Origin of the sequence: Rhizobium sp. SG570, from assembly GCF_012275345.1 — a bacterium.
Lineage (GTDB): Bacteria > Pseudomonadota > Alphaproteobacteria > Rhizobiales > Rhizobiaceae > Rhizobium > Rhizobium lusitanum.
On sequence record NZ_JAAZQI010000001.1, the window covers coordinates 693,522 to 718,919 of the forward strand.

General features: G+C 61.6%; 23 protein-coding genes. 10 read left to right on the forward strand and 13 right to left on the reverse strand.

From position 1 onward, the window contains the following. Positions 1–3: 3 nt before the first annotated feature. The 4 genes from FHT28_RS03340 to FHT28_RS03355 are packed head-to-tail and all read right to left on the reverse strand — an operon-like array spanning position 4 to position 6,854. Positions 4–2,076, reverse strand: a complete 2,073-nt coding sequence (locus tag FHT28_RS03340) for a membrane protein (protein ID WP_037194756.1) — start codon at positions 2,074–2,076, stop codon at positions 4–6. Position 2,077: 1 nt separating this feature from the next. After that, positions 2,078–4,897 (reverse strand): DUF4159 domain-containing protein, encoded by a 2,820-nt coding sequence (locus tag FHT28_RS03345; RefSeq protein ID WP_168595562.1) that lies wholly within the window; start codon positions 4,895–4,897, stop codon positions 2,078–2,080. Next, a complete protein-coding gene (locus FHT28_RS03350; RefSeq protein ID WP_037194752.1) occupies positions 4,894–5,814 on the reverse strand; it encodes a DUF58 domain-containing protein in 921 nt (306 codons plus the stop codon). The genes FHT28_RS03345 and FHT28_RS03350 overlap by 4 nt, the downstream gene beginning before the upstream one ends. Positions 5,815–5,840: 26 nt before the next feature. Then, positions 5,841–6,854, reverse strand: a complete 1,014-nt coding sequence (locus tag FHT28_RS03355; RefSeq protein WP_037194750.1) for a MoxR family ATPase — start codon at positions 6,852–6,854, stop codon at positions 5,841–5,843. A 168-nt stretch (positions 6,855–7,022) separates the two neighbouring features. Between FHT28_RS03355 and FHT28_RS03360 the strand changes: the two genes are divergently transcribed. From FHT28_RS03360 to FHT28_RS03370, 3 genes are read left to right on the forward strand one after another with little or no spacing between them, the layout of a single operon-like run. After that, positions 7,023–7,646, forward strand: coding sequence for a DUF1285 domain-containing protein (locus FHT28_RS03360; protein ID WP_168595563.1), 624 nt, complete (start codon positions 7,023–7,025; stop codon positions 7,644–7,646). Continuing rightward, on the forward strand, positions 7,643–8,278 hold the full coding sequence (locus FHT28_RS03365; RefSeq protein WP_037194745.1) for a CoA pyrophosphatase: 636 nt from the start codon (positions 7,643–7,645) through the stop codon (positions 8,276–8,278). Before FHT28_RS03360 ends, FHT28_RS03365 begins: the two co-directional genes overlap by 4 nt. After that, entirely contained in the window at positions 8,275–9,531 is a 1,257-nt protein-coding gene (locus tag FHT28_RS03370; protein ID WP_168595564.1) for a CCA tRNA nucleotidyltransferase, read from the forward strand. Before FHT28_RS03365 ends, FHT28_RS03370 begins: the two co-directional genes overlap by 4 nt. 17 nt (positions 9,532–9,548) lie before the next feature. Here FHT28_RS03370 and FHT28_RS03375 read toward each other — a convergent pair whose 3' ends face one another. The 3 genes from FHT28_RS03375 to hemF form a co-directional block, all read right to left on the reverse strand. Continuing rightward, positions 9,549–9,734 (reverse strand): DUF1059 domain-containing protein, encoded by a 186-nt coding sequence (locus FHT28_RS03375; RefSeq protein WP_037194740.1) that lies wholly within the window; start codon positions 9,732–9,734, stop codon positions 9,549–9,551. Between the two features lie 133 nt (positions 9,735–9,867). Further along, positions 9,868–10,146 carry a hypothetical protein gene (locus FHT28_RS03380; RefSeq protein WP_047562675.1) on the reverse strand — a complete coding sequence of 93 codons (279 nt, stop codon included), beginning with the start codon at positions 10,144–10,146 and terminating at the stop codon, positions 9,868–9,870. Positions 10,147–10,239: 93 nt separating this feature from the next. After that, a complete protein-coding gene (gene hemF / locus FHT28_RS03385; RefSeq protein WP_168595565.1) occupies positions 10,240–11,151 on the reverse strand; it encodes an oxygen-dependent coproporphyrinogen oxidase in 912 nt (303 codons plus the stop codon). A gap of 169 nt (positions 11,152–11,320) precedes the next feature. Here hemF and FHT28_RS03390 point away from each other — a divergent pair, with 169 nt between their 5' ends. Then, entirely contained in the window at positions 11,321–11,581 is a 261-nt protein-coding gene (locus tag FHT28_RS03390; RefSeq protein WP_047562966.1) for a hypothetical protein, read from the forward strand. Between the two features lie 49 nt (positions 11,582–11,630). Here the strand turns inward: FHT28_RS03390 and FHT28_RS03395 are convergent, their stop codons facing one another. The 3 genes from FHT28_RS03395 to FHT28_RS03405 all read right to left on the reverse strand — a co-directional run bounded on the left by FHT28_RS03395 (position 11,631) and on the right by FHT28_RS03405 (position 15,193). Next, on the reverse strand, positions 11,631–13,274 hold the full coding sequence (locus FHT28_RS03395; protein WP_037194734.1) for a Na/Pi cotransporter family protein: 1,644 nt from the start codon (positions 13,272–13,274) through the stop codon (positions 11,631–11,633). 205 nt (positions 13,275–13,479) lie between these two features. Continuing rightward, positions 13,480–14,619, reverse strand: coding sequence for a hypothetical protein (locus FHT28_RS03400; protein ID WP_168595566.1), 1,140 nt, complete (start codon positions 14,617–14,619; stop codon positions 13,480–13,482). Positions 14,620–14,719: 100 nt separating this feature from the next. Then, complete coding sequence (locus FHT28_RS03405) at positions 14,720–15,193, reverse strand: tRNA (cytidine(34)-2'-O)-methyltransferase (protein ID WP_037195385.1); 474 nt, start codon at positions 15,191–15,193, stop codon at positions 14,720–14,722. 390 nt (positions 15,194–15,583) lie between these two features. Between FHT28_RS03405 and FHT28_RS03410 the strand changes: the two genes are divergently transcribed. Beyond that, positions 15,584–17,437 (forward strand): ABC transporter ATP-binding protein, encoded by a 1,854-nt coding sequence (locus FHT28_RS03410; RefSeq protein ID WP_047562680.1) that lies wholly within the window; start codon positions 15,584–15,586, stop codon positions 17,435–17,437. Positions 17,438–17,582: 145 nt separating this feature from the next. Beyond that, on the forward strand, positions 17,583–19,445 hold the full coding sequence (locus tag FHT28_RS03415; RefSeq protein ID WP_047562682.1) for an ABC transporter ATP-binding protein: 1,863 nt from the start codon (positions 17,583–17,585) through the stop codon (positions 19,443–19,445). Between the two features lie 47 nt (positions 19,446–19,492). Here FHT28_RS03415 and FHT28_RS03420 read toward each other — a convergent pair whose 3' ends face one another. Next, positions 19,493–20,434 carry an endonuclease/exonuclease/phosphatase family protein gene (locus FHT28_RS03420; protein WP_047562684.1) on the reverse strand — a complete coding sequence of 314 codons (942 nt, stop codon included), beginning with the start codon at positions 20,432–20,434 and terminating at the stop codon, positions 19,493–19,495. A 467-nt stretch (positions 20,435–20,901) separates the two neighbouring features. Between FHT28_RS03420 and petA the strand changes: the two genes are divergently transcribed. The 4 genes from petA (at position 20,902) to FHT28_RS03440 (ending at position 24,317) form a co-directional block, all read left to right on the forward strand. Next, positions 20,902–21,480, forward strand: coding sequence for a ubiquinol-cytochrome c reductase iron-sulfur subunit (gene petA / locus FHT28_RS03425; protein ID WP_037194725.1), 579 nt, complete (start codon positions 20,902–20,904; stop codon positions 21,478–21,480). A gap of 14 nt (positions 21,481–21,494) precedes the next feature. Further along, complete coding sequence (locus tag FHT28_RS03430) at positions 21,495–22,769, forward strand: cytochrome b N-terminal domain-containing protein (protein ID WP_034504061.1); 1,275 nt, start codon at positions 21,495–21,497, stop codon at positions 22,767–22,769. Between the two features lie 61 nt (positions 22,770–22,830). Further along, the gene (locus FHT28_RS03435; RefSeq protein ID WP_234903805.1) at positions 22,831–23,658 is read left to right on the forward strand and encodes a cytochrome c1; all 828 of its coding nucleotides are present in this window, start codon (positions 22,831–22,833) and stop codon (positions 23,656–23,658) included. Positions 23,659–23,774: 116 nt separating this feature from the next. Next, complete coding sequence (locus FHT28_RS03440; protein ID WP_037194719.1) at positions 23,775–24,317, forward strand: adenine phosphoribosyltransferase; 543 nt, start codon at positions 23,775–23,777, stop codon at positions 24,315–24,317. A 51-nt stretch (positions 24,318–24,368) separates the two neighbouring features. On the opposite strand, the gene FHT28_RS03445 is transcribed toward FHT28_RS03440, so the two are convergent. Together FHT28_RS03445 and FHT28_RS03450 are read right to left on the reverse strand one after the other, a co-directional pair. Further along, positions 24,369–24,836, reverse strand: coding sequence for a MaoC family dehydratase (locus tag FHT28_RS03445; protein ID WP_092576296.1), 468 nt, complete (start codon positions 24,834–24,836; stop codon positions 24,369–24,371). Beyond that, a complete protein-coding gene (locus tag FHT28_RS03450; protein WP_092576336.1) occupies positions 24,833–25,297 on the reverse strand; it encodes a MaoC family dehydratase in 465 nt (154 codons plus the stop codon). Before FHT28_RS03450 ends, FHT28_RS03445 begins: the two co-directional genes overlap by 4 nt. Between the last annotated feature and the right edge of the window lie 101 nt (positions 25,298–25,398).

Consider the following 25,398-nt stretch of genomic DNA (forward strand, 5'->3'; position numbering starts at 1 on the left):
CATTCACCGTCCTTCGCGCCACCAGGTGGCGGAGAAGGCAAAGAGCAGGGCGGCAAGACCCGCAAAGCCTGCGAACAGGGGCAGGGAATTGATCCCCTTCAGCACGGTTTCGTCGGTCATGCGGATGGTCAGGCGCTGGCCGTCGGCGACGCGGACGGCACCGCGAACAGGCAGGACCTGTGGAACCGTGACGCCACCATTGGCGCCGGCGATACGGGTGACGAGACCCTTGGTCTTTTGCGCCAAAGGCTTCAGAGTCTCGGTGGTCGAGATCATTGCCTTGAACTCAGGAGCGTCGATCGCGCCGATATGGACGAGCGTCGAGAGACTGCCATTGGCGATCTGGTAAAGCCCGATCTCGTCCATGTGCTTCTCGGCCTGATAGAGGCCCGGCTGCGTCCGCTTCAGTTGCAATGTCTGCGTTTTGCCGGAGGGCGATTTGATCGTGGCCGGGCCGGGGTCGTCGCCGACGGTCTGGCGAGTCACCTCCAGCGTACGGCCGGCGGCGTTTGCCGTCAGTGCTTCTTCTTCCAGCGCCGGCTCCTTCAGCAGCCAGTGGGCAATGCGTCGGTAGAGCGACACATGCGGGCCGCCGCCTTCGAAGCCGCGTGCCCAGAGCCAGCCCTCATCGGAGAGCAGCATGGCGACGCGGCCCTGACCGACACGGTTGAGCACCAGCAACGGGCTGTTGTCGGCGCCGACCATTACGGTCTGCCCCTGCGGCTTTTCGACATCGACGCTGCGGAACCAGCGGCCCCAATGCGGCGGCTCGGTGTCGGATCCGTCGAGGCCGCGCGTTACCGGATGCTTGCGACCCTGCTCCGAAAGGCGCGGATAGAAGGGCTTCTCGATCATCTGGCCGGTCGGCTCTGCCGGCAGCACCGAGGCGAGCGGGGTGAGCGCGATCGAATTGCCGGCTGCGTGTTCGGGGCCGGCTGCGACGAGCAACGCACCGCCGTTTTCGACGTACTGCGCCATGTAGTCATAATAGATCGTCGGCAGGACGTTCTGACGGTCCTGGTAACGGTCGAAGATGATCAGGTCGAAAGAGCTGATCTTGTCGACGAAGAGTTCGCGCGTCGGGAAGGCGATCAGCGACAATTCGTTGATCGGCGTGCCGTCCTGCTTATCCGGCGGGCGAAGAATGGTGAAGTGCACGAGATCGACGGAGGCGTCGGATTTCAACAGGTTGCGCCATGCGCGTTCACCGGCATGCGGCTCGCCGGAGACGAGCAGCACGCGCATGTTCTGGCGAATGCCCTCGATCAGCTGGACCGTGCGGTTGTTGATGGGTGTGACCTCGCCCGGCACTTCGGCCACGGAGAATTCGAGGACATTGTTGCCGGCGCGCGGCACCTTGAAGCTGAAGGGCGTATCCTGGCCCGGCGTTGCCTGCAGCGTCGCGATCTCGTCGCCATTCATCTTTGCGGTCACGGCAGCGGTGCCGCCCGGGCTTTTGCCATCGTCGACGACACGCAGGACAAGCTGCTGTTCGTCGTTGACGATGCCGAAGCGGGGCGCGCGCACGATTTCGATGCGGCGATCGAATTCGTTCGGCTTGCCGGTGATCAGCCCGTGGATGGGCGCATCGAAACCGAGCTGCTGGTTCACGCCGGGAATGTCGTGGATCTGACCGTCGGTCAGGAAGATCGCGCCGCCGATCCTGGCAGGTGGCACGTCCGCGATCGCCGAGGAGAGGGCCGCGAAAAGCCGCGTCGATGGCGAATCCGATTCTGCTGGATCGCGCGCCTCGACGATGCGGGGCTCTATGCGCGGAAACTGCGCCAGACGATCCTTGAGCATCGCCAGGGCATCGTCGGTCATCTTGGCGCGCTCCGGCGTGTCCTGGCTCAGGCTGCGGTCGACGACGACGGGAACGATGGTGGTGAGCTGATCGCGGTCTTCCTGCATCAGCACGGGGTTGGCGAGTGCTGCCAGCAGGGCGAAGGCGGCGAGCGCGCGGATCCAGCTCCCACGCAGGCGCCGGTAGATCGCAAGCGCCGCGATGGCGAGCGTCAATACCGCGAGCGCTGATAGCACGGGCCAGGGCAGGAACGGGGCAAAACCGATATTCATCTTACTGCCCCAACCGTTGCAGGATATCCGGGATGTGCACCTGATCGGACTTATAGTTTCCGGTCAGCATGTACATCATGATGTTGACGCCGGTACGGTAGGCATATTCGCGCTGGGTCTCGTCGGGGGGCACGGTCGGCAACAGCGGCGCGCCGTTGTCGTCCACTGCCCACGCGCCGGCGAAGTCGTTGCCCGTGATCATGATCGGCGTCACGCCATCCGAGGAAGCCACGGCATTGCCGTCCCGGCGCGTATCCTGACGCGCCTCGATCCAGAGCGGGCTGTCGGCATAGCGGCCGGGGAAGCTTGACAGCAGGTAGAAGGACTTGGTCAGCACATGACCCGCAGGCACCGGCTCGAGGGGCGGAATGTCGAGATTGGCGAGGATCTGCTGCAGCCGCTGGCCGTTCGGGCTCGGCGTCGACGTGTCGCCCATGGTGTCGAGGGCGTCGCGCGTGTCGAAGAGCACGGTGCCGCCATTGCGCATATAGGCATCGATGCGGTTGATAGCGTCGTTGGACGGCATCGGCGCCGTCGCCGATATCGGCCAGTAGATGAGCGGATAGAAGGCGAGCTCATCCTTGGCGGGGTCCAGCCCCACCGGCGGGCCTGGCTCCAATGTCGTGCGATATGTGAGGTAGTCCGAAAGGCCGGCGAGGCCGCGCTCGGAAACATGATCTACGTCGGGTTCGCCCGTGACGACATAGGCAAGATGCGTCTTGTCGAGCCGCGAATAGATGGTGTCGTCGCCGGGTTTGGAATCGTCGGCCAAGGCACTCGCCGGATGCAGGAAGGTCGCGACCGAGACGGCCAGCATCAGCATCGCTGCACCGCCGGCGATGGTCTTCGTCGACCTGCCCAGGCGAGGAAAGGCGCCATTCATGAAGAGCACGATCAGGCTGTCGGCCAAAAGGACGAGGAAGGCGAGGGTGAAGAGGATCGGCTTAGCCGACCATGCCTCGCCGCCGATCAAGCCTTCCCGTGCCATCGTACCGGCAGCCGACGCGTCCAGCGGCTTGAGCTCGGCGCCACGAGGCAGGACGTTAAGCGCGGTAAAGCCCTCCTCGGAGCCGTAGAGGCCCGGCGGATTGTCGAAATTGGCGATGGCCGTTTCCTTGCTGTTCGGTTCGAGCGGCCGGGCGCTGCCGATCTCGCTGGTCAGCACGCCCTTGGCGGTCAGGAGCCGATATGGCGGCATGGCCTCGGTTGCCTTGGCGGTGCCTTGCGTCGACGTGACGCCGCCGGAGCGCGACAGCTGGACGATGCGACGCAGCATCTCGACGAAGTCGCCCGAGATGGGCAGGTCGGACCATTGCGGTTCGGCGCTGACGTGGAACAGTACGATGCGGCCGGCCTGCATCTGCTTCTCTGTGACCAATGGGGTTCCGTCTGCAAGACTCGCCCAGGTGCGTTCGGCAAGATCCGGCGTCGGCTCGGCCAGAACCTGCCGTTTGACCAACACATTGATCGTCTTCGGCATGCCGGCGAAGGGGCCGAATGAGGGGAAGTCCGCGAGCGGCTGCGGCTCGGCCCAGGAGAGTGCGCCGCCGAAAGTACGCTCGCCTTGCCGGAGCGTCACGGGCACGAGCGGATCATCGGCAGGCGCTGCAGCGAGGCGCGGACCGGCAAAGCGCACAAGCGTGCCGCCATTCTGAATCCAGCGCTGCAGGGGCGCATAGCTTTCCTGCGGCAGGCGGCCGACATCGGCCATGATGATCACCGATGGATTGCCGGCCAGCAATTCGGGGATCGATTTCGCCAGATCGGCGCTATTGGGCTGGATCAGGTCGGCATAAGGCTGCAGGGCGCGCTGGATGTAGTAGAGCGGCGACAGGATCGGCTGGAATTCATCGGCGGCCTGCCCGGAGAGGAGCGCCACGCGGCGGCGGCGGAAGCCATCGTCGAGCAGATAGACGCTGCCGGCGCTGGCATTCCGGTCGATGCCGATACGGGCAAAATCGTTGCGCATTTCGAAGGGAGCGGCGATGGAGCCGGTGGCGACCGTCTGGCCGCCGGCAAAGGTCAGCGAACCGGCGGCGATCGGCCGACCCTGGCTGTCCTGCGCCGTGAGCCCCAGGCGCAGCGGGTTGGCGCCGTTCAGCCGCGTCGCTGTCACGGTCATGTCTTTGGAGGCATTGGCCGCACCGGTGATCGCCAGAATATCGCTGCCGTCACCTTCGATCAGCCGTAGTTCGCTCGGCTGTAAGGCGGCGAGCCGGCTGACGATATCGTCCTTGTCCTTGCTCTCGATGCCGTCGGAGATGAAGGCGATCGTGCCGGGTTTGCCGTTGAGTGCTGCCTTCACGGCGTCAGCGGCACGTTGGCGGTCGGGGACCAGCGGCCTTGGATTCATCGCATGCAGCTTGTCGCGGGCCGCTGTCGCAGCGCCGGGCGTAGCGTCATTGCCTTGTTCGGCGGTGAAGACGATCGAGACGGGAATGCCCTTGGCGTCGGCATCGTCGATCAGCGCGTCCGCGGTTCGAACACGACGCTCCCAGTCCGAGACGCTTGCCCAGCTATTGTCGATCATCAACACCAGCGGCCCGCTGCCCGACAGCGTGTTGGTGCGCGGATTGAACATCGGGTTGGCGATGGCGAGAATGACGAGGGCGGCCAGCAGCATGCGCAGCAGCGTCAGCCACCAGGGGCTGCGCGCCGGCGTTTCCTCGCGCTTGAGAATCGTCGCGAGAATGCGCAGCGGCGGGAAGACTTCCGCGCGCGGTTGCGGCGGCGTGAGGCGCAGGAGCCACCAGATCGCGGGAAGCAGGATCAATGCCGCGAGGATGGCAGGCGAGGCGAAGGCGAAGGAAAGACCGCTCATGGCTGCCCTCCCGACGCCACCTTGGCCGGCATGCCGGAAAGATACATATGCACGGCGACAAGCGCTTCCGATGCCAACCGGTCGGTGCGATGGCTCAGGAAGGTCCAGCCGAGATGGCGCAGCGACTGGCCGAGACTTTCGCGGCGCGCGAGGTAGGCGCGCTGATAATCGTCACGCAGGTTTTCCGCGCGCCCGGCGATCAGCTTCGAGCCCGTTTCGGGGTCGCTGAATTCGGTGCGGCCGCTATAGGGGAAGATTTCCTCGGCGGGATCCGCGACTTCGACGACATGGCCACGCAACCCCCGGCGCGCCAGAGGCCCGATCCGGCTCATGACACTATCGGCATCATCCAGGAAATCGCCGATCAATACGATATCACTCCAGCCACGGATCATCGCCGTCTGCGGCAGGCCGCCTTCGAGCGGCGTGTGCATCAGGGCCGCTGCCAGCCGCTCGGCGGCATTGCGGGTCGAGACCGGTTCCATGATGCCGGGGCAGCCGATGCGTTCGCCGGAACGGGAGAGGATTTCGGCGAGCGCCAGCATCAGCACCAACGCGCGGCTTTCCTTGGAAGCATGGCCATAGGTCGATTTGTACATCATCGAAGGCGACAGATCGGCCCAGAGCCAGATCGTATGAGCGGCTTCCCATTCGTGATCGCGTATATAGGTGTGATCGTCGCGCGCCGAGCGGCGCCAGTCGATGCGCGAAAGGCTTTCGCCTTCACTATAGGGGCGGAACTGCCAGAAATTCTCGCCGATGCCGCGCTTGCGACGGCCGTGCCATCCGGCAATGACCGTGTTGGCGATGCGCTTGGCTTCGACGAGGCAATCCGGCACGAGGGCGGCGCGACTGCGGGCACGGGAGAGGGCATCGTTGCCTGAAGTCGGTCTGACGATCTGTCCGATGGATGCCACGCGCTATACTCTCCTCGACATCCAGCTTAGGTTCTCGACTGCTTTACCAGCCCTGCGATGACATCGCGCACGGACATGCCCTCGGCGCGGGCGGCAAAGGTCAGCGCCATGCGATGTTCGAGCACGGGCTCGGCCAGCGCATGCACATCGTCGATCGACGGCGCAAGCCGGCCTTCATAAAGTGCACGGGCGCGGGCGCAGAGCATCATCGCCTGGCCGGCGCGAGGGCCGGGGCCCCAGGCGACGTGCTTGTCGGTCGAGGCGTTGCCCTGACCGGGTCGGGCGGAGCGCACCAGGGACAGGATCGCGTCGACGACGCCGTCGCTCACGGGCATCTGACGGATCAATTGCTGAATCTCCAGCAGGCGCGCGGCATCGATGACGGCCTGCGGCGTCGCTTCGCTGACGCCGGTGGTTTCGAGCAGGATGCGGCGCTCATCTGCGAGTTCCGGATAGTCGACATCGACCTGCAGCAGGAAGCGGTCGAGCTGGGCTTCCGGAAGCGGATAGGTGCCTTCCTGTTCCAGCGGATTCTGCGTTGCCAGCACATGGAAGGGCGCGGGCAGGTCATACCGCTGGCCAGCGATGGTGATGTGATACTCCTGCATCGATTGCAGCAGCGCCGATTGCGTGCGCGGCGAGGCGCGGTTGATCTCGTCTGCCATCAGCAGCTGCGCGAAGACCGGGCCTTTCACGAAACGGAAGGAGCGGCGACCGCTTTCGTCCTGATCCATGACTTCGGAGCCGAGAATATCCGACGGCATCAGGTCGGGCGTGAACTGCACGCGGCTGGAGGCAAGGCCGAGGACGGCGCCAAGCGTGGTCACGAGCTTGGTCTTTGCAAGGCCCGGCACGCCGACAAGCAGGGCGTGACCGCCCCCGAGCACGCCAAGCAGCGTATTCTCCACGACGCTTTCCTGGCCGAAAATGACCTTCGATACCTCTTCGCGTATGTTGGCGATATCGCTCAGCGCCTTCTCGGCCGATGCAATGATCGCCTGCTCGTCGAGGCTCGTTTCGGTCGATTTGATCATGCCCATTTGCATCTCCAATGGCAGAAAAACGGCGCGCGCGATTCGCAGACCTTACACATTTGCTTCATAACCAATACAACTTATCGCCACGAAGACGGCTGACAAGCACGTTTCGAATGACTATCTCGTGAGAAACTGTCGTATTCGTGACTAACGGCGAACCGGGACGGAAGAATGGCAACCGAGGAAATCAAGGCAACCGGTGATGCGGCGAGTCTCGCGGCGCTGATTTCGCGCGCCGCCGGCGACAGCGGCGGCCGCAAGAAGGGCCTACCGCCCGTCGATCGCTGGGATCCGCCGTTTTGCGGCGATATCGACATGGAAATCAGGGCCGACGGCACCTGGTATTATCTCGGCACGCCCATCGGCCGCGCGCCGTTGGTGCGCCTGTTTTCCACAGTGCTGCGCAAGGACGAGGACGAGAAGACCTACCTCGTCACGCCTGTGGAAAAGGTCGGGATCCGCGTCGTCGACGCGCCGTTCGTCGCCGTCGAGATGAGCGTGAACGAGCGCGATGGCAGACGCGTGCTGACTTTCCGCACCAATGTCGGTGATGTCGTCGAGGCGGGCAGGGAGCATCCGATCCGTTTCGTCATCCGCGGCGAGAACGACGAACTGAAATCCTATTTGCATGTTCGCGGTCGGTTGGAAGCCCTGGTGACGCGCGCGGTCATGTATGATCTCGTGGAACTCGGCGAGCCCGTCGAAATCGCCGGCCGGGAGATCTTCTGCGTGCGCTCCGGCAGCTCTATCTTTCCCGTGATGCCGGTTGCCGAATTGGATGCGCTGACGCGATGAGCGAATTCCCCCTTTATTCCGCGGATGAATTTCGGCGGCGTGCCCTCAATCAGAGCGGTGGCCCCATTGAGCTTGCCTGGCGCGATCACGGCGATCATCTCCTCAATCCCGAAACGATATTGCAGGTCGAGGGCCTGAAGCTGCGGGATGCGGCGGTGCTCGTGCCTGTTGTCGACACCGGCGACGACGCCAAGGTGATCTTCACGCTGCGGACGTCGACCTTGCGCAAGCATTCCGGCCAGATCGCCTTTCCGGGCGGTGCGGTCGATCCCGAAGACGCTTCACCGGAAATGGCCGCCGTGCGCGAGGCGGGAGAGGAGATCGGGCTTGCCGATATCTTCATAGAGCCCGTCGCGCGGCTTCCGCATTATCTTGCAGCGACCGGCTTCCGCATCACGCCTATCCTTGCCGTAGTGAAGCCCGGCTTCGATCTGGCTCTCAATCCGACCGAGGTCGAGGATGCCTTCGAGGTGCCGCTGTCTTTCCTGATGGATCCCAGCCACCACGCGACGGATACCATGCTGTGGCAGGGGATCGAGCGTCATTTCTATCGCATGCCCTATGGGCAGCGCATGATCTGGGGCATTACCGCGGGCATCGTCCGCACGCTTTACGAAAGGCTCTATTCATGACGTCCGTTGCCGGTGAAGCCTGGTTCCGGGATGAGGCGCTGCAGCGGGCGCTATCGCTGCTGAATGCCGATGGCGGCGAGGGCCGCGTCGTCGGCGGCGCCGTGCGCAACAGCCTCATGGGGCTTCCGGTCGCCGATATCGATATCGCCACGACATTGCTGCCGGAGGCCGTTGTCGAAAGAGCGGCTGCGGCGGGCATCAAGGCGGTGCCAACCGGCATCGCTCATGGCACGGTCACCCTGGTCATCGACGGAAAACCGTTTGAGATCACGACCTTGCGGCGAGATGTTGAGACGGATGGACGCCGCGCCCGCGTCGCCTTCAGCGAGGACTGGCAGGCCGATGCCGAGCGGCGGGACCTGACGATCAACGCTCTCTATGCCTCGGTCGATGGCGAGGTGCTCGATCTGGTGGGCGGGCTTGCCGATCTCGAGCGTCGCAATATCCGCTTCATCGGCGATGCCGCGGCGCGGATTGCCGAAGATCATCTGCGCATATTGCGCTTCTTCCGTTTCTTCGCGCACTACGGCAGCGGCCGGCCGGATGCGGACGGACTGCGCGCCTGCGCGGCGGCCCGGTCCAAGATCGCCGCGCTGTCGGCCGAGCGTGTCTGGTCGGAGATGAAGAAGCTGCTCGCAGCCAAGGATCCGGGCCGGGCGCTGCTCTGGATGCGCCAGGTGGGGGTATTGACCGAGGTTCTGCCGGAAACGGAGAAATGGGGGATCGATGCCATTCCGGCGCTCGTAACCACCGAACAGGCGCTCGGCTGGCCGTCCGATCCCTTGTTGCGGCTTGCCGCCATCGTGCCGCCGGATGCGGCGAGACTTGCCAAGCTCGCCGAGCGGCTGCGCATGTCTAAGGCCGAGGCGGCCTGTCTGCAGGCCTGGGCAAACATGCCCGCGATCAAGGACGACATGTCGGAAGCGGCCTTCGATCGCTTGCTCTATCGCCATGATGCATCGGGCGTTGTCGCGCGACTGAAGCTTGCGCTTGCTATCGCGCGGGGCAAGGCGGAGGGCGATTTCGAGGAGATGGCGCGCGCTGCGCGACTCGGAAAATTGCTGGAGCGAACGACGAAATGGAAGCGGCCGGCTTTCCCGCTCGGCGGCGCGGATGCGCTTGCCGCAGGCATTGCCGCCGGCCCCCGGATCGGGGAGGTTCTCGGCAAGCTCGAGCAGGAATGGCTCGATGGGAACTTCGCGATGAGCCGGGCCAAACTTCTCGCCCGGCTCAAGGATTTGGCGAGCGCCTGACAGCCCAAGCCGGCGGATCAGGCCGCGTTCGCCTCGTCGCGAATGCGTGTCTTGATGTTATCGACCATGTTTTCCCGGACGATTGTTTCGCCATGCGCGTCACGCATGTGCTCGACGGCGCGGCGAACCACCTCGGCATCGTCCTTGGCGCGAGTGTGCCAGGTGCAGCCGGGCACCAGCGTACCACATTCGAACAGGCGCATATCTTCCTCCTCATATTTCAACGCTTGGACATTCCTCAATGCCGAAGGGCATTAAGGTTAAAACGCAACGGGCTGGAAAAGGTTTCTCGCGTCCGGCAAGGCTCTTTGCTTGCCGGACGCGTGCTTGTGGACTTCAATCCGGCATCGCCCAGGATCTGAAGCAGTCCGAAGACTGATATTTCGGTATGGGCGCTTGTCTGGTCGAACGATCGGCGGTCATGCGAGCGATTTCGCTCGGCGACTTGCGTGCGAGCTGCATCCTCACCTGCTCGATGAAGCAGGACAGCGGCAAATCGGATCCGCTGCGAATCCGCATATCCTCAGCCAGCCGGATGACGAATTCCGGACTATCGACCGCGCGCGAAAGCTTCTGTTCTTTCGAAACTTCCGTGACTTGATTCAGTACTGCCATTACAACCTCCTCCGATTGAAACGAGCATTACGTCACCTAGGCACTCCCTCGGGCAATTTCAGGGTTCTGTCTGATCATTTTGTGTTGAACGCCCTAAGGCCAACGCACCACCGGCGGCAGAGATGATAAAATCGACTCGACGTTGCCGCCTGTTTTCAGCCCGAATATTGTACCCCGATCGTACAGCAAATTGAACTCCACATAGCGTCCGCGACGAATTAATTGCTCGTCGCGATCCTCCTCGGACCATGTCTCGTTGAAATTCGAGCGGACGATCCGCGGGTAGACCATGGAGAAGGCCCGTCCGACGTCGCGGGTAAAGGCGAAATCGGCATTCCAGCCGCCCGCTTCTTCCTCGGAATGCAGCCAGTCGAAGAAGATGCCGCCGATTCCGCGTGCCTCGTTGCGGTGTTTCAGGAAGAAATATTCGTCGCACCAGCTCTTGTAACGCTGATAGTCAGCGATGGCATGCCGGTCGCAGACGATCTGCATGGCGCGATGAAAAAGGACGCTGTCGGGGTCTTCCTGCGTGCGACGACGGTCGAGCACCGGCGTCAGATCGGCGCCGCCGCCGAACCAGTGACTGGTCGTGACCACCATACGGGTATTCATATGCACGGCCGGCACGTTCGGATTGACCGGGTGGGCGATCAGCGACAGGCCAGACGCCCAGAAGCGCGGGTCTTCCTCGGCGCCCGGTATCTGGCTGCGGAAATCGGGAGAAAATTCGCCATGGACGGTCGAGGTGTGGACGCCGACCTTTTCGAAGACGCGGCCTTCCATCATCGACATGCGGCCGCCACCGCCCTGGCCCCTTTCCCGCTGCCAGTCCTTGGCGACGAAGCGTCCCGGCTCCTGGTCGGAAAGGGGGCCGGCAAGCTCGTTCTCCAACTGCTCGAACTCGGCGCAGATCGCGTCGCGCAGGCTCTCGAACCAGGTTCGTGCCGCCTCTTTCTTTGCTTCAATATCTTCGGGTAGTCCTTTGGGAAGATTGGGTCGTTCCATGCATGCTCTCCGACGGCGCAGGCAGCTGGCGGCCCGCGATTCGCACCGTATGTATCGTGATTTTGAATAACAGCAACACTGCGGCGCAGCCAGTGCAGCAGCGTCGCAGGAAAATCGACTCGCAAATTTCCCGATGCGGTACTATGTTCCCTCCCATTGGCGAGGTTTTATCATGAAGATACCCGGACCGCCGCCCCTTGATGGGCTGAGAAACAGAATATTCCGCCACCGGCAGGAGCATCCAACCGGCAGAAAGAGCGATTTCGTTCGCGAGACCTTTTGTCTCAGTCGCCCTGACGCACGCGCCAAGGCGCGCGAATGGTTCGATGAATTCCCCAAAGCCGCCTATTGGACCGAAGTTGAAAGCTGGCGTCAAATCGAGGGCGACCGCATCGAATTCACCATGCGGCGTTTGCCGTCGGCGGATTGAGTCGGACGAAATTGCGGCTTGCGATGGCAGGCAATGAGCCTGCGCGGTCTTATTGTGTACTCCGCAACCGGCTTTCGATCAGCAACCCGCTCTCGTCCAGGATCGGATGTGCCACCGAAACGATGTGAGCATTGATGCGCTTCAGATCGCGCAGCATGTCGAGATGCAGCGAGCTGGTCTGCAGGCTGTCGACGCGGCCGTCGCGCAGTCTTTCGAGGTGGCGCTCGGAGGACTGTTTCTCCAGCCGGCGGACGTCGACCTTCACCTCCATCAGTTGCCTGGCGAGATTGGAGTCGCGGGTCACGAGGATGGTCTGGGCGATGCGCAGGTTGTCGATTGTCAGGCTGAAGAGGCTTCGCAGCTCGCGGTACCCGTCCTCGGAGAAGGTCAGCCCCTTGCCGATCTTCTTCGCCACCTGCTCGGCAAGGCCCTTCTCGATGATGTCGCCTATATGCTCGAGATTGATGGCATAGTCGATGATGACGATGGAGCGCCTGCCGTTCTCGGCATCCAGCCCGTCGCGGCCGAGCTTCGACAGGTAGATCTTCACCTCCTGCTGGATCCGATCGACGCGCTTCTCCAGAATCGGGACTTCCTTCAACGGCGACAGGTCGTTGTCGTTGAAGGCATTTTCCGTGCGGATCAGCATGCGTTCGACGAGATCCCCGACGCCGAGCACCTCGCGCGTGGCGCTTGCGAGTGCGACGACAGGCGTGGTGAGGGCCTGCTGATCGAGAAAATTCGGCCCGTCGTCGGCCCGCGGATCATCCGGCACAAGCCGGAGCATCACCTTTGACAGCAGGCGCGAGAAGGGCCAGGCGCAGACTGCAAGGGCGATATTGAAAAGCAGATGCACATCCACGGGCAGTTTGGCCGGCGAGAAATGGAGGTTTTGCATCCAGTCGCCGATATAGCCTGCGAGCGGCAGCGCGATGAGGCAGCCGATCGCGCGCACGATCAGGTTGCCGAGGGTGACGCGCCGCGCGGTCGCCGGGCCTGACAATGTCGCCATGACCGGCGGGATCGCGCCGCCGAGATTGGCACCGAGCACGAGCACCACCGTCAATGCTGGGGACAATATGCCTGCTGACGCAAGCGACAGGATCAGCACGACGACGGCAAGGCTGGACGAGGACACAAAGGCCAGGACAGCCGAGAAGATGAGCGCCACTGGCAGCGCGCCGTCAAGCAGGCCGATGAAGGCGCCAAGCGCCGGCGATTGCCGCATCGGCGCGGTAGCAAGGCTCAGCAATTGCAACGAAAGCAACATCAGCCCGATACCGATGAGCGCCGCTCCAGCGCCCTGCTTGGAGGTCGACGAGCGGCGATAGAGTACGATGCCTATGAGAAGGATAAGAGGGGACAGCCATTCGATGCCGGTCGCGACGATCCATGCCGTGACCGCCGTGCCGACATTGGCGCCAAGCAGGACGATCTGCGCCATGCTCGGCAGGACGAGATCGCGCTCGACGAAGGAGGCAATCATCAGCGCCGTCGCTGTGGAGCTCTGCAGAGCAATTGTCGCCAGGAAGCCGGATAGGAATGAACGTCCGCCGCTGCGCGTGCCCTTGGCAAGGCCTGTTCTGAGCTTGGCGCCGAAGGCGCGTGACACGCCATCCTTCACCTGTGCAAGGCCGAAGAGCAGGAGAGCAACGGCCCCGAACAGATTGATCATGACAATGGTAGATTCCAATTTTCTTCTTATTCTTCCTCATGCCGCCATTTGCTAGATAAATCCGAAAGCATAATAACATACTGAAAAGGCATGTATTTCAGCATGCAGGCGTATCGGATGAGAAGAGGCAATTTTAATCGCCGGCTAAGCATTATACGCTTGCGGAGACCTTAGTCCATCATCACTTGCGACATATGGGGTCAGTATTTGCGCAGCGTCCGCTTCAATGTGGCTTGGGCGGTTGCAAATCTTCGGAAGAGCCGGGTTCACTGTGCGGCGTGCTTGGCAATGTGCTTACCGAGAAGGCCTTTTTGACCTTTTCGATTGTTGCGGGTCGCGGTCCGGGACGAGCAGAGGACAAGGCAACGATTGTCTCGTTCGCCAACGGCGATGCTTCCGCGCTGCTTTCCTCGGCCCGCGCATCCGCTGCCATCGGCGAGATCGCCAGGATTTCCTGGAGCGTTGATGTCACAGGCAAATGGCCGCCCAAATCCGTATTCGTATGATGCCAGGAATGGGGAATGTGTCGATCGGCGTCGATGAACGGCCGCGAATTGATTTCGCCGAACCAGTCCCATTCGCCCATGACATCGACGACGTCGGTGAAGGTCGGCGGCATGGCGATGCGTGCGCCTATCGTCACGATCTTCATAGTTTCGGCCAGGTCGGCGACCCGTATCTCATCCTCTTTGCAAAGATCATGCAGGGCGGCGGAAAGCACGAGATTGCCCTTGGAGTGGCCGACCAGCAGGCGGAAGGAGAGGCGGGGATCAGCAAGAAGCGCCTGTACGGTTCTGGTATCGAGGCTGGTGCGGGCGGCCGCTCCGTCGCCATATGCTCCGACTTTGGGACGTCCGGCAAGGTCGTCCAACGTTTCCAGCATCGGTCGCAGGCTCCTCAGATGTCCGAAGAAAAAAAGTCCGCCGAAAGCCTCGGTGATGACATCGGCGATGCCGTAGCCGGAGACGACAACGGCGACCGGCCCCCCGATTGCGTCGGCCACGTTTCGGGCGAAGGCGGCCGCACCCAACGCGGAGCCGCCGATGCCGGCGACGGCGAGTGCCCACACCTTATCGCCGCCGCGCAGGACGAATTCGTCCACCGTCTCGCAAAGGATAATCGGCGCACCATCGCTTGGCGGGACGATCATGATCGCACCCTGGGCGGCGAGCGAGTCGCTGATGTAGAAGGCTTCTTCCGGCGTGATCACCTTGATGTCGTAAAACAGGGCGTCGAGCGCGACATTCCGCTGGCGAAGGCCCTCGAGAGCGAGATTGCGAAGGGGTGAGCGCTGGAGCCGCTCGGGGAAGCTCAAGATGCGCGCGAACTGGATGAGGGAGAGTGTGAATGCCGTCTGGAACATGGGTCACCTCGCCAAGGTTGCCTGAGTTAGAGCATTCCAGGGCAAAGCTTCTCACACTTTATCCGACGTGCCAACGCCTATTCGGGCACGGCATTCAGACCTAGCGCGGGATCGGCGTCCATTGTGTCTGCCGCAGCGCTTCGCCTGCTATCATGGCCGCCGACATGGCGACATTGATGGAGCGCTGGCCTTCGACCATCGGGATCAAAATGCGGCCATCGGCCTTGTCGTGCACATGCTCGGGCACGCCGGCGCTCTCACGGCCGAAGAGGAGAATATCGTCGCTGCGGAAGGCGAAGTCGGTATATCGTTCGGCCGCTTTGGTGGAGGCGAGCACCAGCCGCCGCCCGCTTTCCAAACGCCACGCCTCGAAGCGGTCCCAGTTCACGTGCCTGGTCAGGGTCACGGCTGCCAGGTAATCCATGCCGGCGCGCTTCAGGTTGCGGTCCGAAATGTCGAAGCCCGCCGGTTCGATGATGTCGACGCTAAGGCCAAGGCAAGCGGCCAGACGCAGGATCGTGCCGGTATTGCCGGGAATGTCGGGCTGGTAGAGGGCGATGCGAAGCGTGGTCATGGCCCGCAACTAGCGAAATCACGCGGATTTGTCTTCGATTTTCCGCAATACCTCGATTTTTGTGATGCCTTCCATCAGCACAATTGAAGGTTTCAGCCCATTTTTCAGGCATATTTCACTTTTCAAAACAGGAAATGCGCGCTAAAAGATACTCGCTCTACAACCAGCGAGATAGGAGGCACAGATGGATATCACCTTTGTAATGATGCGCCTCCGTGCCGTGAACCCACGGTTCTGATTAGGGCGCTTCAAGGCGCACTTTCGCAGGTCCCCCTTTTCGTTTCGTTGCGCGGCCGATATGGCCTCGTTCTTTCATCGTCCGGTCACCATATCAGTCTGCACCTTTAGGCGCAGCGGATGGTCAAAAGGTCGAGTCTTTGGAGCATTTCAATGTTTGGCTGGTTCGAACAGCGACTAAACCCCTTTCCGAGCGAGGTGCCGGACGCTCCGCCGCGCGGTCTCTTTGCCTTTTGCTGGCACTATACCAAGCCGGCAGCACCCTGGTTGATCGCCATGAGCATCCTCACGATGCTGATCGCGATCGGGGAGGTGGCGCTGTTCCAGTTTCTCGGCGATATCGTCGATTGGCTGACCAAGGCCGATAGGACGACCTTCCTGCAAACGGAATGGCACAAGCTTTTCTGGATGGGGGCGATGGTGCTGATCGGCCTGCCGTTTGCGGCGGTGCTCGACAGCTTCATCATGCACCAGGTCCTGCTCGGCAACTATCCGATGATCGCGCGCTGGCAGATGCATCGCTTCCTGCTGCGCCACAGCATGACTTTTTTCGCCAACGAGTTCGCAGGCCGAGTCGCCACCAAGGTGATGCAGACCTCGCTTGCCGTGCGCGAAACGGTGATGAAGATCCTCGACGTCTTCGTCTATGTGGTCACGTACTTCCTGTCGATGATCCTCGTGATCGCGATGGCGGATTGGCGGCTGATGTTCCCGATCCTGCTTTGGCTCGGCGTCTATGTCGCCATTGTCGCCTATTTCGTACCGGTGCTGCGCAAGATCGCCGCACAGCAGGCCGATGCGCGCTCGACTATGACGGGTCGTGTCGTCGACAGCTATACCAACATCGCGACGGTGAAGCTGTTTTCGCACGCGGGTCGGGAGGAGAAGTACGCCAGGGCTGGCATGGAGGAATTCCTGGGCACCGTGCACCAGCAGATGCGCAAGGTGACGATGTTCCATGCCGCCGTCTACATCAACAACTGCGTGGCGCTGTTCATCGTTTCGGCGCTGTCGATCTGGTTCTGGCTCAGCGGTTCGATCTCGGTCGGCTCGATCGCCATTGCTATCGGCCTTGCCATGCGCGTCAACGGCATGTCGCAGTGGGTGATGTGGGAAGTTTCGGCGCTCTTCGAGAATATCGGCACGGTCTATGACGGCATGGAGATGATGACGAAGCCGCATGACATCGTCGATCAGCCGACGGCTTCGCCGATCTCAGCCAAGCAGGGCGCAATCCGCTTCGACCACATTCGCTTCCACTATGGCAAAGCGAAGGGTGTCATCGAGGATCTGACCCTGGACATTCGGGCCGGCGAAAAGATCGGGCTCGTCGGTCGCTCAGGCGCCGGCAAGACGACGCTGATGAACTTGCTGCTCCGCTTCTACGATCTGGAGAGCGGTCGCATCACCATCGACGGCCACGACATAGCCGGGGTGACGCAGGACAGCCTTCGTTCGATGATCGGCGTAGTGACGCAGGATACGTCGTTGTTGCACCGCTCGATCCGCGACAACATCGCCTACAGCCGCCCGGATGCGACCGACGAAGAGGTGACCCAGGCGGCAAAACGCGCCAATGCCTGGGAGTTCATCGAAGGTCTGGTCGACATGCAGGGCCGCAAAGGGCTGGATGCGCAGGTCGGCGAGCGCGGCGTCAAGCTCTCCGGCGGCCAGCGGCAGCGCATCGCGATCGCCCGCGTCTTCCTGAAGGACGCGCCGATCCTGGTGCTTGACGAGGCGACCTCGGCGCTCGATTCCGAAGTGGAAGCGGCGATCCAGGAAAACCTCTTCGCGCTGATGCATGGCAAGACGGTGATCGCCATTGCGCATCGCCTGTCGACGCTGACCGAGATGGACCGTCTCATCGTCCTCGACAAGGGTCGGATCATCGAGATGGGCACACATCAGGAGCTGGTCCAGAACGGCGGCATCTATGCCGAGCTCTGGAGCCGCCAGTCCGGTGGTTTCCTTGCGGACCACGAAGAGGCCGAGGCGGCAGCGGAGTAAGCATGAGGAAAGGGCGGCTTCGGCCGCCCTTTCTGTTGGCGCCTCATTCGTGGTGAGCCCGCCGCATCCAATCCTAACAAAAATGTAACCTTCGCTATGGCCCCCTTTACTTTGCGAGCTCTCAGAAATTCCCTATATCGCTCGCATGCTCATCCGTTCCGTGTACCGTCTGTTCGAGACGTGGATTGATCCCTACTACCGCAGCGGCGATCTTCGTCCGCCGCGGTCGCTCGGGGCGTTCATCTGGTACTATGTCAGCCAGGCGAAAGGCCCGTTCCTGGCGATGGCGGCGCTCGGCGGTGCCGTGGCGATGCTCGAGGCGGCGCTGTTCTGGTTCGTCGGCCATCTGGTCGACATTCTCGACAGGGTGAACCCGGGCGAAGGATGGAGCGGACTGCTCGCCGGCCATGGGGGAGTGCTCCTCGGCATGGTCTTCGTCGTTCTGGTGGTCCGCTTCGTGGTCGTCAGCCTTGGTGCGCTTGTGGAGGAGCAGGTCGTCGTGCCCGGCTTTCTCAATCTCGTGCGCTGGCAGGCCTATCGGCACGTGGCCAGGCAATCGGTCGAATTCTTCCAGAACGATTTTTCCGGGCGTGTCGTCACCAAGGTCTGGTCGGCGGGCCAGGCGACAGGCGATCTTGTCGTGTCGCTGCTGCAAGTGGTCTGGTTCATCATCATCTATGCCGCTTCCACCATTGCGCTGGTCGGCAGGCTCGACTGGCGGCTGGCGCTGGTGATTACGGTGTGGATCGGCATCTTCTCGCTGCTGGCCCGCCACTTCGTGCCGCGCATCCGGCGGCACGCCCGCAACGCGGCGGAGGCATCCTCGATGCTGAACGGCCGCATGGTCGACGCCTATGCCAATATCCAGACGCTAAAGCTCTTCGGACGTGAGGAGCAGAACGACGATTATATCCGCAACGGCTTCGATCGTTTCCAGGCCGCCGTCATGCCTTTCACGCGGCTGTTGACGGGTGTACGTTCCTCGCTCGCCCTGCTGTCGGGCGTGATGATCACCACCATCGGCGCGCTTGCCGTGCATCTCTGGTTGTCCGGCGCGATCTCGACCGGCGGCGTTGCTTTCACGCTCAGCATGGTGCTGCGGCTGAACATGCTCTTCGGCCGCATGATGGCGCAGTTCAACGCCATCATGCGCAATCTCGGTACGATCCAGAATTCGGCCGAGATGATCTCCGAGCCGATCGGCCTGGTCGACCAGGCAGGCGCCAAGGACCTGACGATCAGCGGCCCCGAAATCCGCTTCGAGAACGTGACCTTCCACTACGGGCGCGGCGGCGGCATCATCGACAATTTCTCCCTCTGCGTGCGCGCGGGCGAGAAGGTCGGCATTGTCGGCCGCTCGGGGGCGGGCAAGACGACGCTCGTCAATCTGCTGCTGCGCTTCTATGACCTTGAAGGCGGCCGCATCCTGATCGACGGCCAGGACATAGCCCGCGTGCGACAGGAGTCGCTGCGCGGTGCGATCGGTATGGTGACTCAGGATACCGCCCTTCTGAACCGCTCCATTCGCGACAACATTCTTTTCGGTCGTCCGGATGCCGGCGACGAGCGGATGGTGGAGGCGGCACGCCAGGCGGAGGCGGACAGGTTCATCATCGATCTCGAAGATCAAAAGGGGCGCGCCGCCTATGCGGCCCATGTCGGCGAGCGCGGCGTCAAGCTTTCGGGCGGCCAGCGCCAGCGTATCGCGATCGCGCGCGTCATGCTGAAGGACGCGCCGATCCTGGTGCTCGATGAAGCGACGTCGGCGCTGGATTCTGAGGCCGAGGCCGCGTTGCAATCCAATCTCGACACGCTGATGAAGGGCAAGACCGTGTTGGCGATCGCCCATCGGCTATCGACCATTGCCAAGCTCGACCGGCTGATCGTGGTCGACAAGGGCAAGATCATCGAGGAGGGGACCCATGACGAGCTGATCGCCCGCCGCGGCCTCTATTCCGAGCTCTGGGCACGTCAATCCGGTGGCTTCATCGCGACCGACGCCGAATAGCCTCTCCTCCGCGCGCATCTCCGCCAAGAACCTGCGATATCAAGCCACTATTTGGAAATGCCGAACTCCGTCATCACGCCGAAATGGTTCGAGCCCATGGCGTCGGGTATCTGCTTTACCGATACCAGCCGCAGCGGAGCGCGCGCGAACACATGGTCGATCGTGATGCCGTAGGCGCCGGCCTCGATCGGCCATGTGGCCGGTTCCGGGAAGGCGTGGCGCAGGCCGGTTGCCGCCAGGAAGTCCCGCATATCGGGCACGATGACCGACGCGTTGAAATCGCCGGCCAGGATCAACGGCCCTTTCACATCGCCAAGGATCGAGCCGAGAAGATCGAGTTCGATCTGATGGAAGGCGTCGAAATAGGGCTTGCTCAGATGGACCGATGCGAAATTGACGGGCTGTCCCTCCATGTCGATGGTGGCGAGAATGAAACGATTGTCCCAAAGGCTGCCGAGGCTGCGCATGAGCTGCGTCTGGAACGGCCGCTTCGACAGCATCAGCGAGTCGCAATCGGACGTCATCACGCCACAGCCGATGCGGTAGGGATAGACCTGTGTGATGCGATCCATCTGCGAAAAGATCGGGCCTGCCTCGAAGATTTCGACGATATCGGCCTTCGAGCCGATGATGAGATCGGCGATACGTCCGCCGTTCTCGAAGTTGCTGTCCTCTATGTTGAAGGAGAGGAGCCTGAAGCTTCCGACCGATGCTTCCGCCGGCGCAATGAAGGAGGGGACGGCATATTCCTGGAGCATGATAACGGAATGCACCAGCAGCGCGGCGCCGACCAACACCAGGAATGTCGCATACCAGTGCCGTTTGAAAACAAGCGCGATCAGGGCGAGCACGATCGCGACCAGGCTGATGTGGGTCTGCAGGCTATCAAAAAAGGCCAGTATCCACGAATCGGCCACGTAGCGCGCCGCGAGTATGCCGAGCGCCAGAGTGGCGAGGACACATAGAACGCAATAAACCGTATGTCTCATGAGAGGTTCTCGTGCTTCGTTTTCGGCGCTTTGACGAGGCGCAGCAACGGCCTCAATCGTTCATAAATCGCGCGCTAAATCCATTCAGTTTTAAGAGGTAGAAAGGCAAGCTCACTATATACCGGACGCTGTACCGCTACCGCTTATGCCGCAATGCAGCATTGAAATCACTGTTTATTTTGCCTTGCATCATAAAAATATATTATCTGAATCGCTCGTTTTTTCATGTGCTTAGGGCCGCGTGACTGCAGCTTGCGATTTTAAGCTCCGGCCTTGCGAACGAATAGCGCAGTTTTGCCGCGACATTGTGCCCTCTTCCCTTGCCAAGACTGGACATAATTTGCGATCAAGCTTAGAACGCAGCGGGTTACGGAGGAATCTATGGCGGAATTATGGTCGCGTTGATTCGCCGTTAGTGAGGGGGTACCGCGGCTCTGCCGCGGTTTTGCGGAAGAGGATGTCCAGCCTTGAGCGAGCATAGTACGACAAGTGAAACCATCGGCGAGCCAACTCGCCGCGATTTCCTTTATTTGACGACAGGAATGGCGGGCGCAGTGGGCGCGGTTGCCGTCGCCTGGCCGTTTATCGATCAGATGCGGCCGGATGCGTCCACACTCGCTCTTGCTTCCATCGAAGTCGACGTGTCGAGCCTGGAGCCTGGCATGTCTCTGACGGTGAAATGGCGCGGCAAGCCTGTCTTCATCCGCAACCGCACGCAAAAGGAAATCGACGATGCCAAGGGCACGCAGATTTCCGATCTGAAGGATCCCGTCGCCCGCAATGCCAATCTGCCGTCGGATGCGCAAGCGACCGATGCCGCGCGTTCGGCCGGTAATGGGAAGGAAAACTGGCTTGTCATGATCGGCGTCTGCACGCATCTCGGTTGCATCCCGCTCGGTCAGGCTGGGGAATATGGCGGCTGGTTCTGTCCCTGCCACGGTTCGGTCTATGATACCGCCGGTCGCATCCGCCATGGGCCGGCGCCGCAGAACCTCGCCATTCCGCTATATGCGTTCACCGCAGAAAAAAAGATCAAGGTCGGTTGAGGGGGAGCTGAATCATGAGTACTCATTCGTCTTACGAGCCATCCACAGGGCTCGAAAAATGGGTCGATGCGCGGTTGCCGCTGCCGCGTATGGTCTATGACAGTTTCATTGCCTATCCGGTTCCGCGCAACCTGAACTATGCCTATACGTTCGGCGCGATGCTGGCCGTCATGCTCGTTCTGCAGATCCTGACGGGTGTCGTCCTTGCCATGCATTATGCGGCGGATACGACCGTCGCCTTCAATTCGGTCGAAAAGATCGTCCGCGACGTCAACCACGGCTGGCTGCTGCGCTACATGCATGCCAACGGCGCGTCCTTCTTCTTTGTCGCTGTTTATCTCCACATCGCGCGCGGCCTCTATTACGGCTCCTACAAGGCGCCGCGCGAAATCCTCTGGATCCTCGGCGTGATCATCTATCTGCTGATGATGGCGACCGCCTTCATGGGCTATGTGCTGCCCTGGGGCCAGATGTCCTTCTGGGGTGCCACTGTTATCACCGGCTTTTTCTCGGCCTTCCCTTGGGTCGGCGACTGGATCCAGACCTTCCTGCTCGGCGGCTTCGCCGTTGACGATCCGACGCTCAACCGCTTCTTCTCGCTGCACTATCTGCTGCCGTTCATGATCGCCGGCGTTGTCATCCTGCACATCTGGGCTCTGCATGTGACCGGCCAGACGAACCCGACCGGCGTCGAGGTCAAGCTGAAGACCGATACCGTGGCCTTCACACCCTACGCCACGCTCAAGGACGCGCTTGGCGTTTCGATCTTCCTGCTGGTGTTCGCCTATTTCGTCTTCTACCTGCCGAATTTCCTCGGTCACGCCGATAACTATATCCCGGCCAATCCGCTGAAGACGCCGGCTCACATCGTTCCGGAATGGTACTTCCTGCCGTTCTACGCAATGCTGCGGTCGATCACCTTCAACATCGGGCCGATCGATTCCAAGCTCGGCGGCGTCTTGACGATGTTCGGCGCGATCATCGTGCTGTTCTTCCTGCCGTGGCTCGATACGTCGAAGGTTCGTTCGGCCGTCTATCGTCCGTGGTACAAGCTGTTCTTCTGGCTGTTCGTCGCCGATGCCATCCTGCTCGGTTGGCTGGGCTCGCAGCCGGCGGAAGGGATCTACACCACGGCTGCGCAGTTCGCGACATTGTTCTACTTCCTCTTCTTCCTCGTCGCCATGCCGGTGCTCGGCATAGTCGAGACACCGAGGCGCGTTCCCAATTCGATTACGGAAGCGGTTCTTGAAAAACAGGGCGGTAAAGTTGCCACCCCGGTTCAAGCTTGACCGGCGATAGAGGAAGAAAACGATGAAAAAACTTATTGTCGGCCTTCTGTCGCTCACGCTCATGGGCGGTCCGGCGAGCGTTGCTGCCTTTGCCGCGGAAACGAAGCCTGCCGCAGAAAGCGAGACGCCGCATTATCCGCTGAAGGAGCCGCGCGAACAGCATTGGTCCTTCTCCGGCCCGTTCGGCTATTACGACAAGGCGCAGCTGCAACGTGGCCTCAAGGTCTACACGGAAGTCTGTTCCGCCTGCCACTCGATGAAGCTGGTGGCCTACCGCACGCTGGGAGACCTCGGTTATTCTGAGGCGCAGGTGAAAACCTTCGCTGCCAACTACGAAGTGCAGGACGGGCCGAACCCTCAGGGTGAGATGTTTACCCGCAAGGCGGTTCCATCAGATCATTTCAACTCGCCGTTCCCGAACGACGAGGCTGCTGCTGCCTCCAACAACGGGGCCGTTCCGCCTGACATGTCGCTGCTTGCCAAGGCGCGCGAAATCGAACGCGGCTTCCCGCAGTTCATTTTCGATATCTTCACGCAGTATCAGGAAGGCGGCCCGGACTACATCTACTCGCTGCTGACCGGCTATGAAGATGCGCCGGCCGGTTTCAAGGTACCGCAGAACTCGCACTACAATCCGTATTTCGATGCGGCCGCGACCTTTGCGATGCCGAAGCCGCTTTCGGACGGGCAGGTGACCTATGACGACGGCTCGCCGCAGACGGTGGACCAGTATGCGCGCGACGTCGCTGCCTTCCTGATGTGGACATCCGAACCGCATCTGGAGGATCGCAAGCACCTCGGCTTCATGGTCATCGTGTTCCTGCTGATCTTCTCCGTGTTGATCTATCTCACCAAACGGTCCGTCTATGCCAAGGCCGGCGCTCACTGAGTATTGCGGTGAATCAACGAAAAGGCGGCCTGTCGGGGCCGCCTTTTTTATTGGTATAACGCCTGGGTATTGCTAGGGTGCGGCCGGCCCTATCTCAGCCTGAGAGTACATATTTCATGAACACTATCGCTTCGGAGCTCGCTGCCAGCATCCGCTCCATTCCGGATTATCCCAAGCCCGGCATCATCTTTCGCGACATCACGACGATGCTCGGCGATGCCAAGGCGTTTCGCCGCGCGGTCGATGCGCTCGTGCAGCCCTATGCCGGCACGAAGATCGACAAGATCGCTGGAATGGAAGCGCGCGGCTTTATCCTTGGGGGAGCGGTAGCGCATCAGTTGTCGGCCGGCTTCGTGCCGATCCGCAAGAAGGGCAAGCTGCCGCACGATATCGTCCGCATCGCCTACAGCCTGGAATATGGCGTCGACGAGATGGAGATGCACCGGGACGCCGTCAATCCCGGCGAGAGAGTGATCCTTGTCGACGACCTGATCGCGACCGGCGGCACGGCTGTCGGCGCCACGCAGTTGCTGCGCCAGATCGGCGCCGAAGTCGTCGCTGCCTGCTTCGTCATCGACCTGCCGGATCTCGGCGGCCGCAAGAAGCTCGAAGCGCTTGATGTGCCCGTTCATACGCTGGTGGAATTCGCCGGTCACTGAGCCGGGCTTGTTGGGCACGCCGGGCAGAATTGCCGGCAGCCCCGCTATTCCTTATTCAAATGCCAGCACAGTGCTTTCGAAGCGCAAGGCCGGCATGCCATGCTGGTTCGAGCCGTCACAGGCGAGCGTGTAGAGCGTCCAGCCGGGGCGCGAGGCCAAAGGGCGGCTGGCGAGCAGGGTGACGCCATAGGTGATGGTGTCGCCGGCAAAGACCGGGCGCAGCCATTGCAGCGTCTTGAAGCCGGGCGAGGGCCCGAGTTTGGGGGGAGTGTTCCCCTCCGCAATCAGCCTGATGGTCTCGCCCTTCCAGAAATCGACGAAGGTGCGCATCCACATCGAGCAACTGTGCCAGCCGGAGGCGCAAAGGCCGCCGAACAGCGTCCCTTTGGCCGCTTCGGCATCCATGTGGAAGATCTGCGGATCGAAGCGCGATGCGAAGCGGACAATGCTTTCGGGCGTGAAGGTATGGGTGCCGATCTCGACCCGTTCACCGATGGTATAGAGCTCGCTCATCTTCATGCCGACACCTCCGCGCCTGCGCGCATACGGATCATCGTCGAGTTTTCGCCGAGGCAGACGAGCTCGCGGCGCTGGTTCTCGACCTCGTGGCGGAATTTGACGATGCCGATGCCGGGGCGCGAGCGCATGGGACGTGCTTCCAGCACGATGGACCGGCCGGACAGGGTATCATCAGCCAGAACCGGCTTCTTCCAATCCATGAAGTCGATGCCCGGGGCACCTTGCGCATCGGCTTCGAGAAGATAGGAGTCGCACATCATGCGCATGAACATCGCCGCGGTATGCCAGCCTGAGGCTGCAAGGCCGCCAAGGATGCTGGTGCGGCCCGCTTCCTCATCCAGGTGCATCGGTTGCGGGTCGAATTCCCTGGCGAATTCGATAATTTCCACCGCCGTCACATGTTTTGGGCCGAGCGGAAATTCCTGCCCCGGCTGAAAATCCTCATATGCCAGTTTCGCCATATTCGTCACGAGCCTCCTCATTCCGTCCGTGCGCAATCGCATGCCGGGCAGGAAGCGCGCAAGTATTTTCGTAATAGCAGCGGATAACAGAGTGCTGTGAA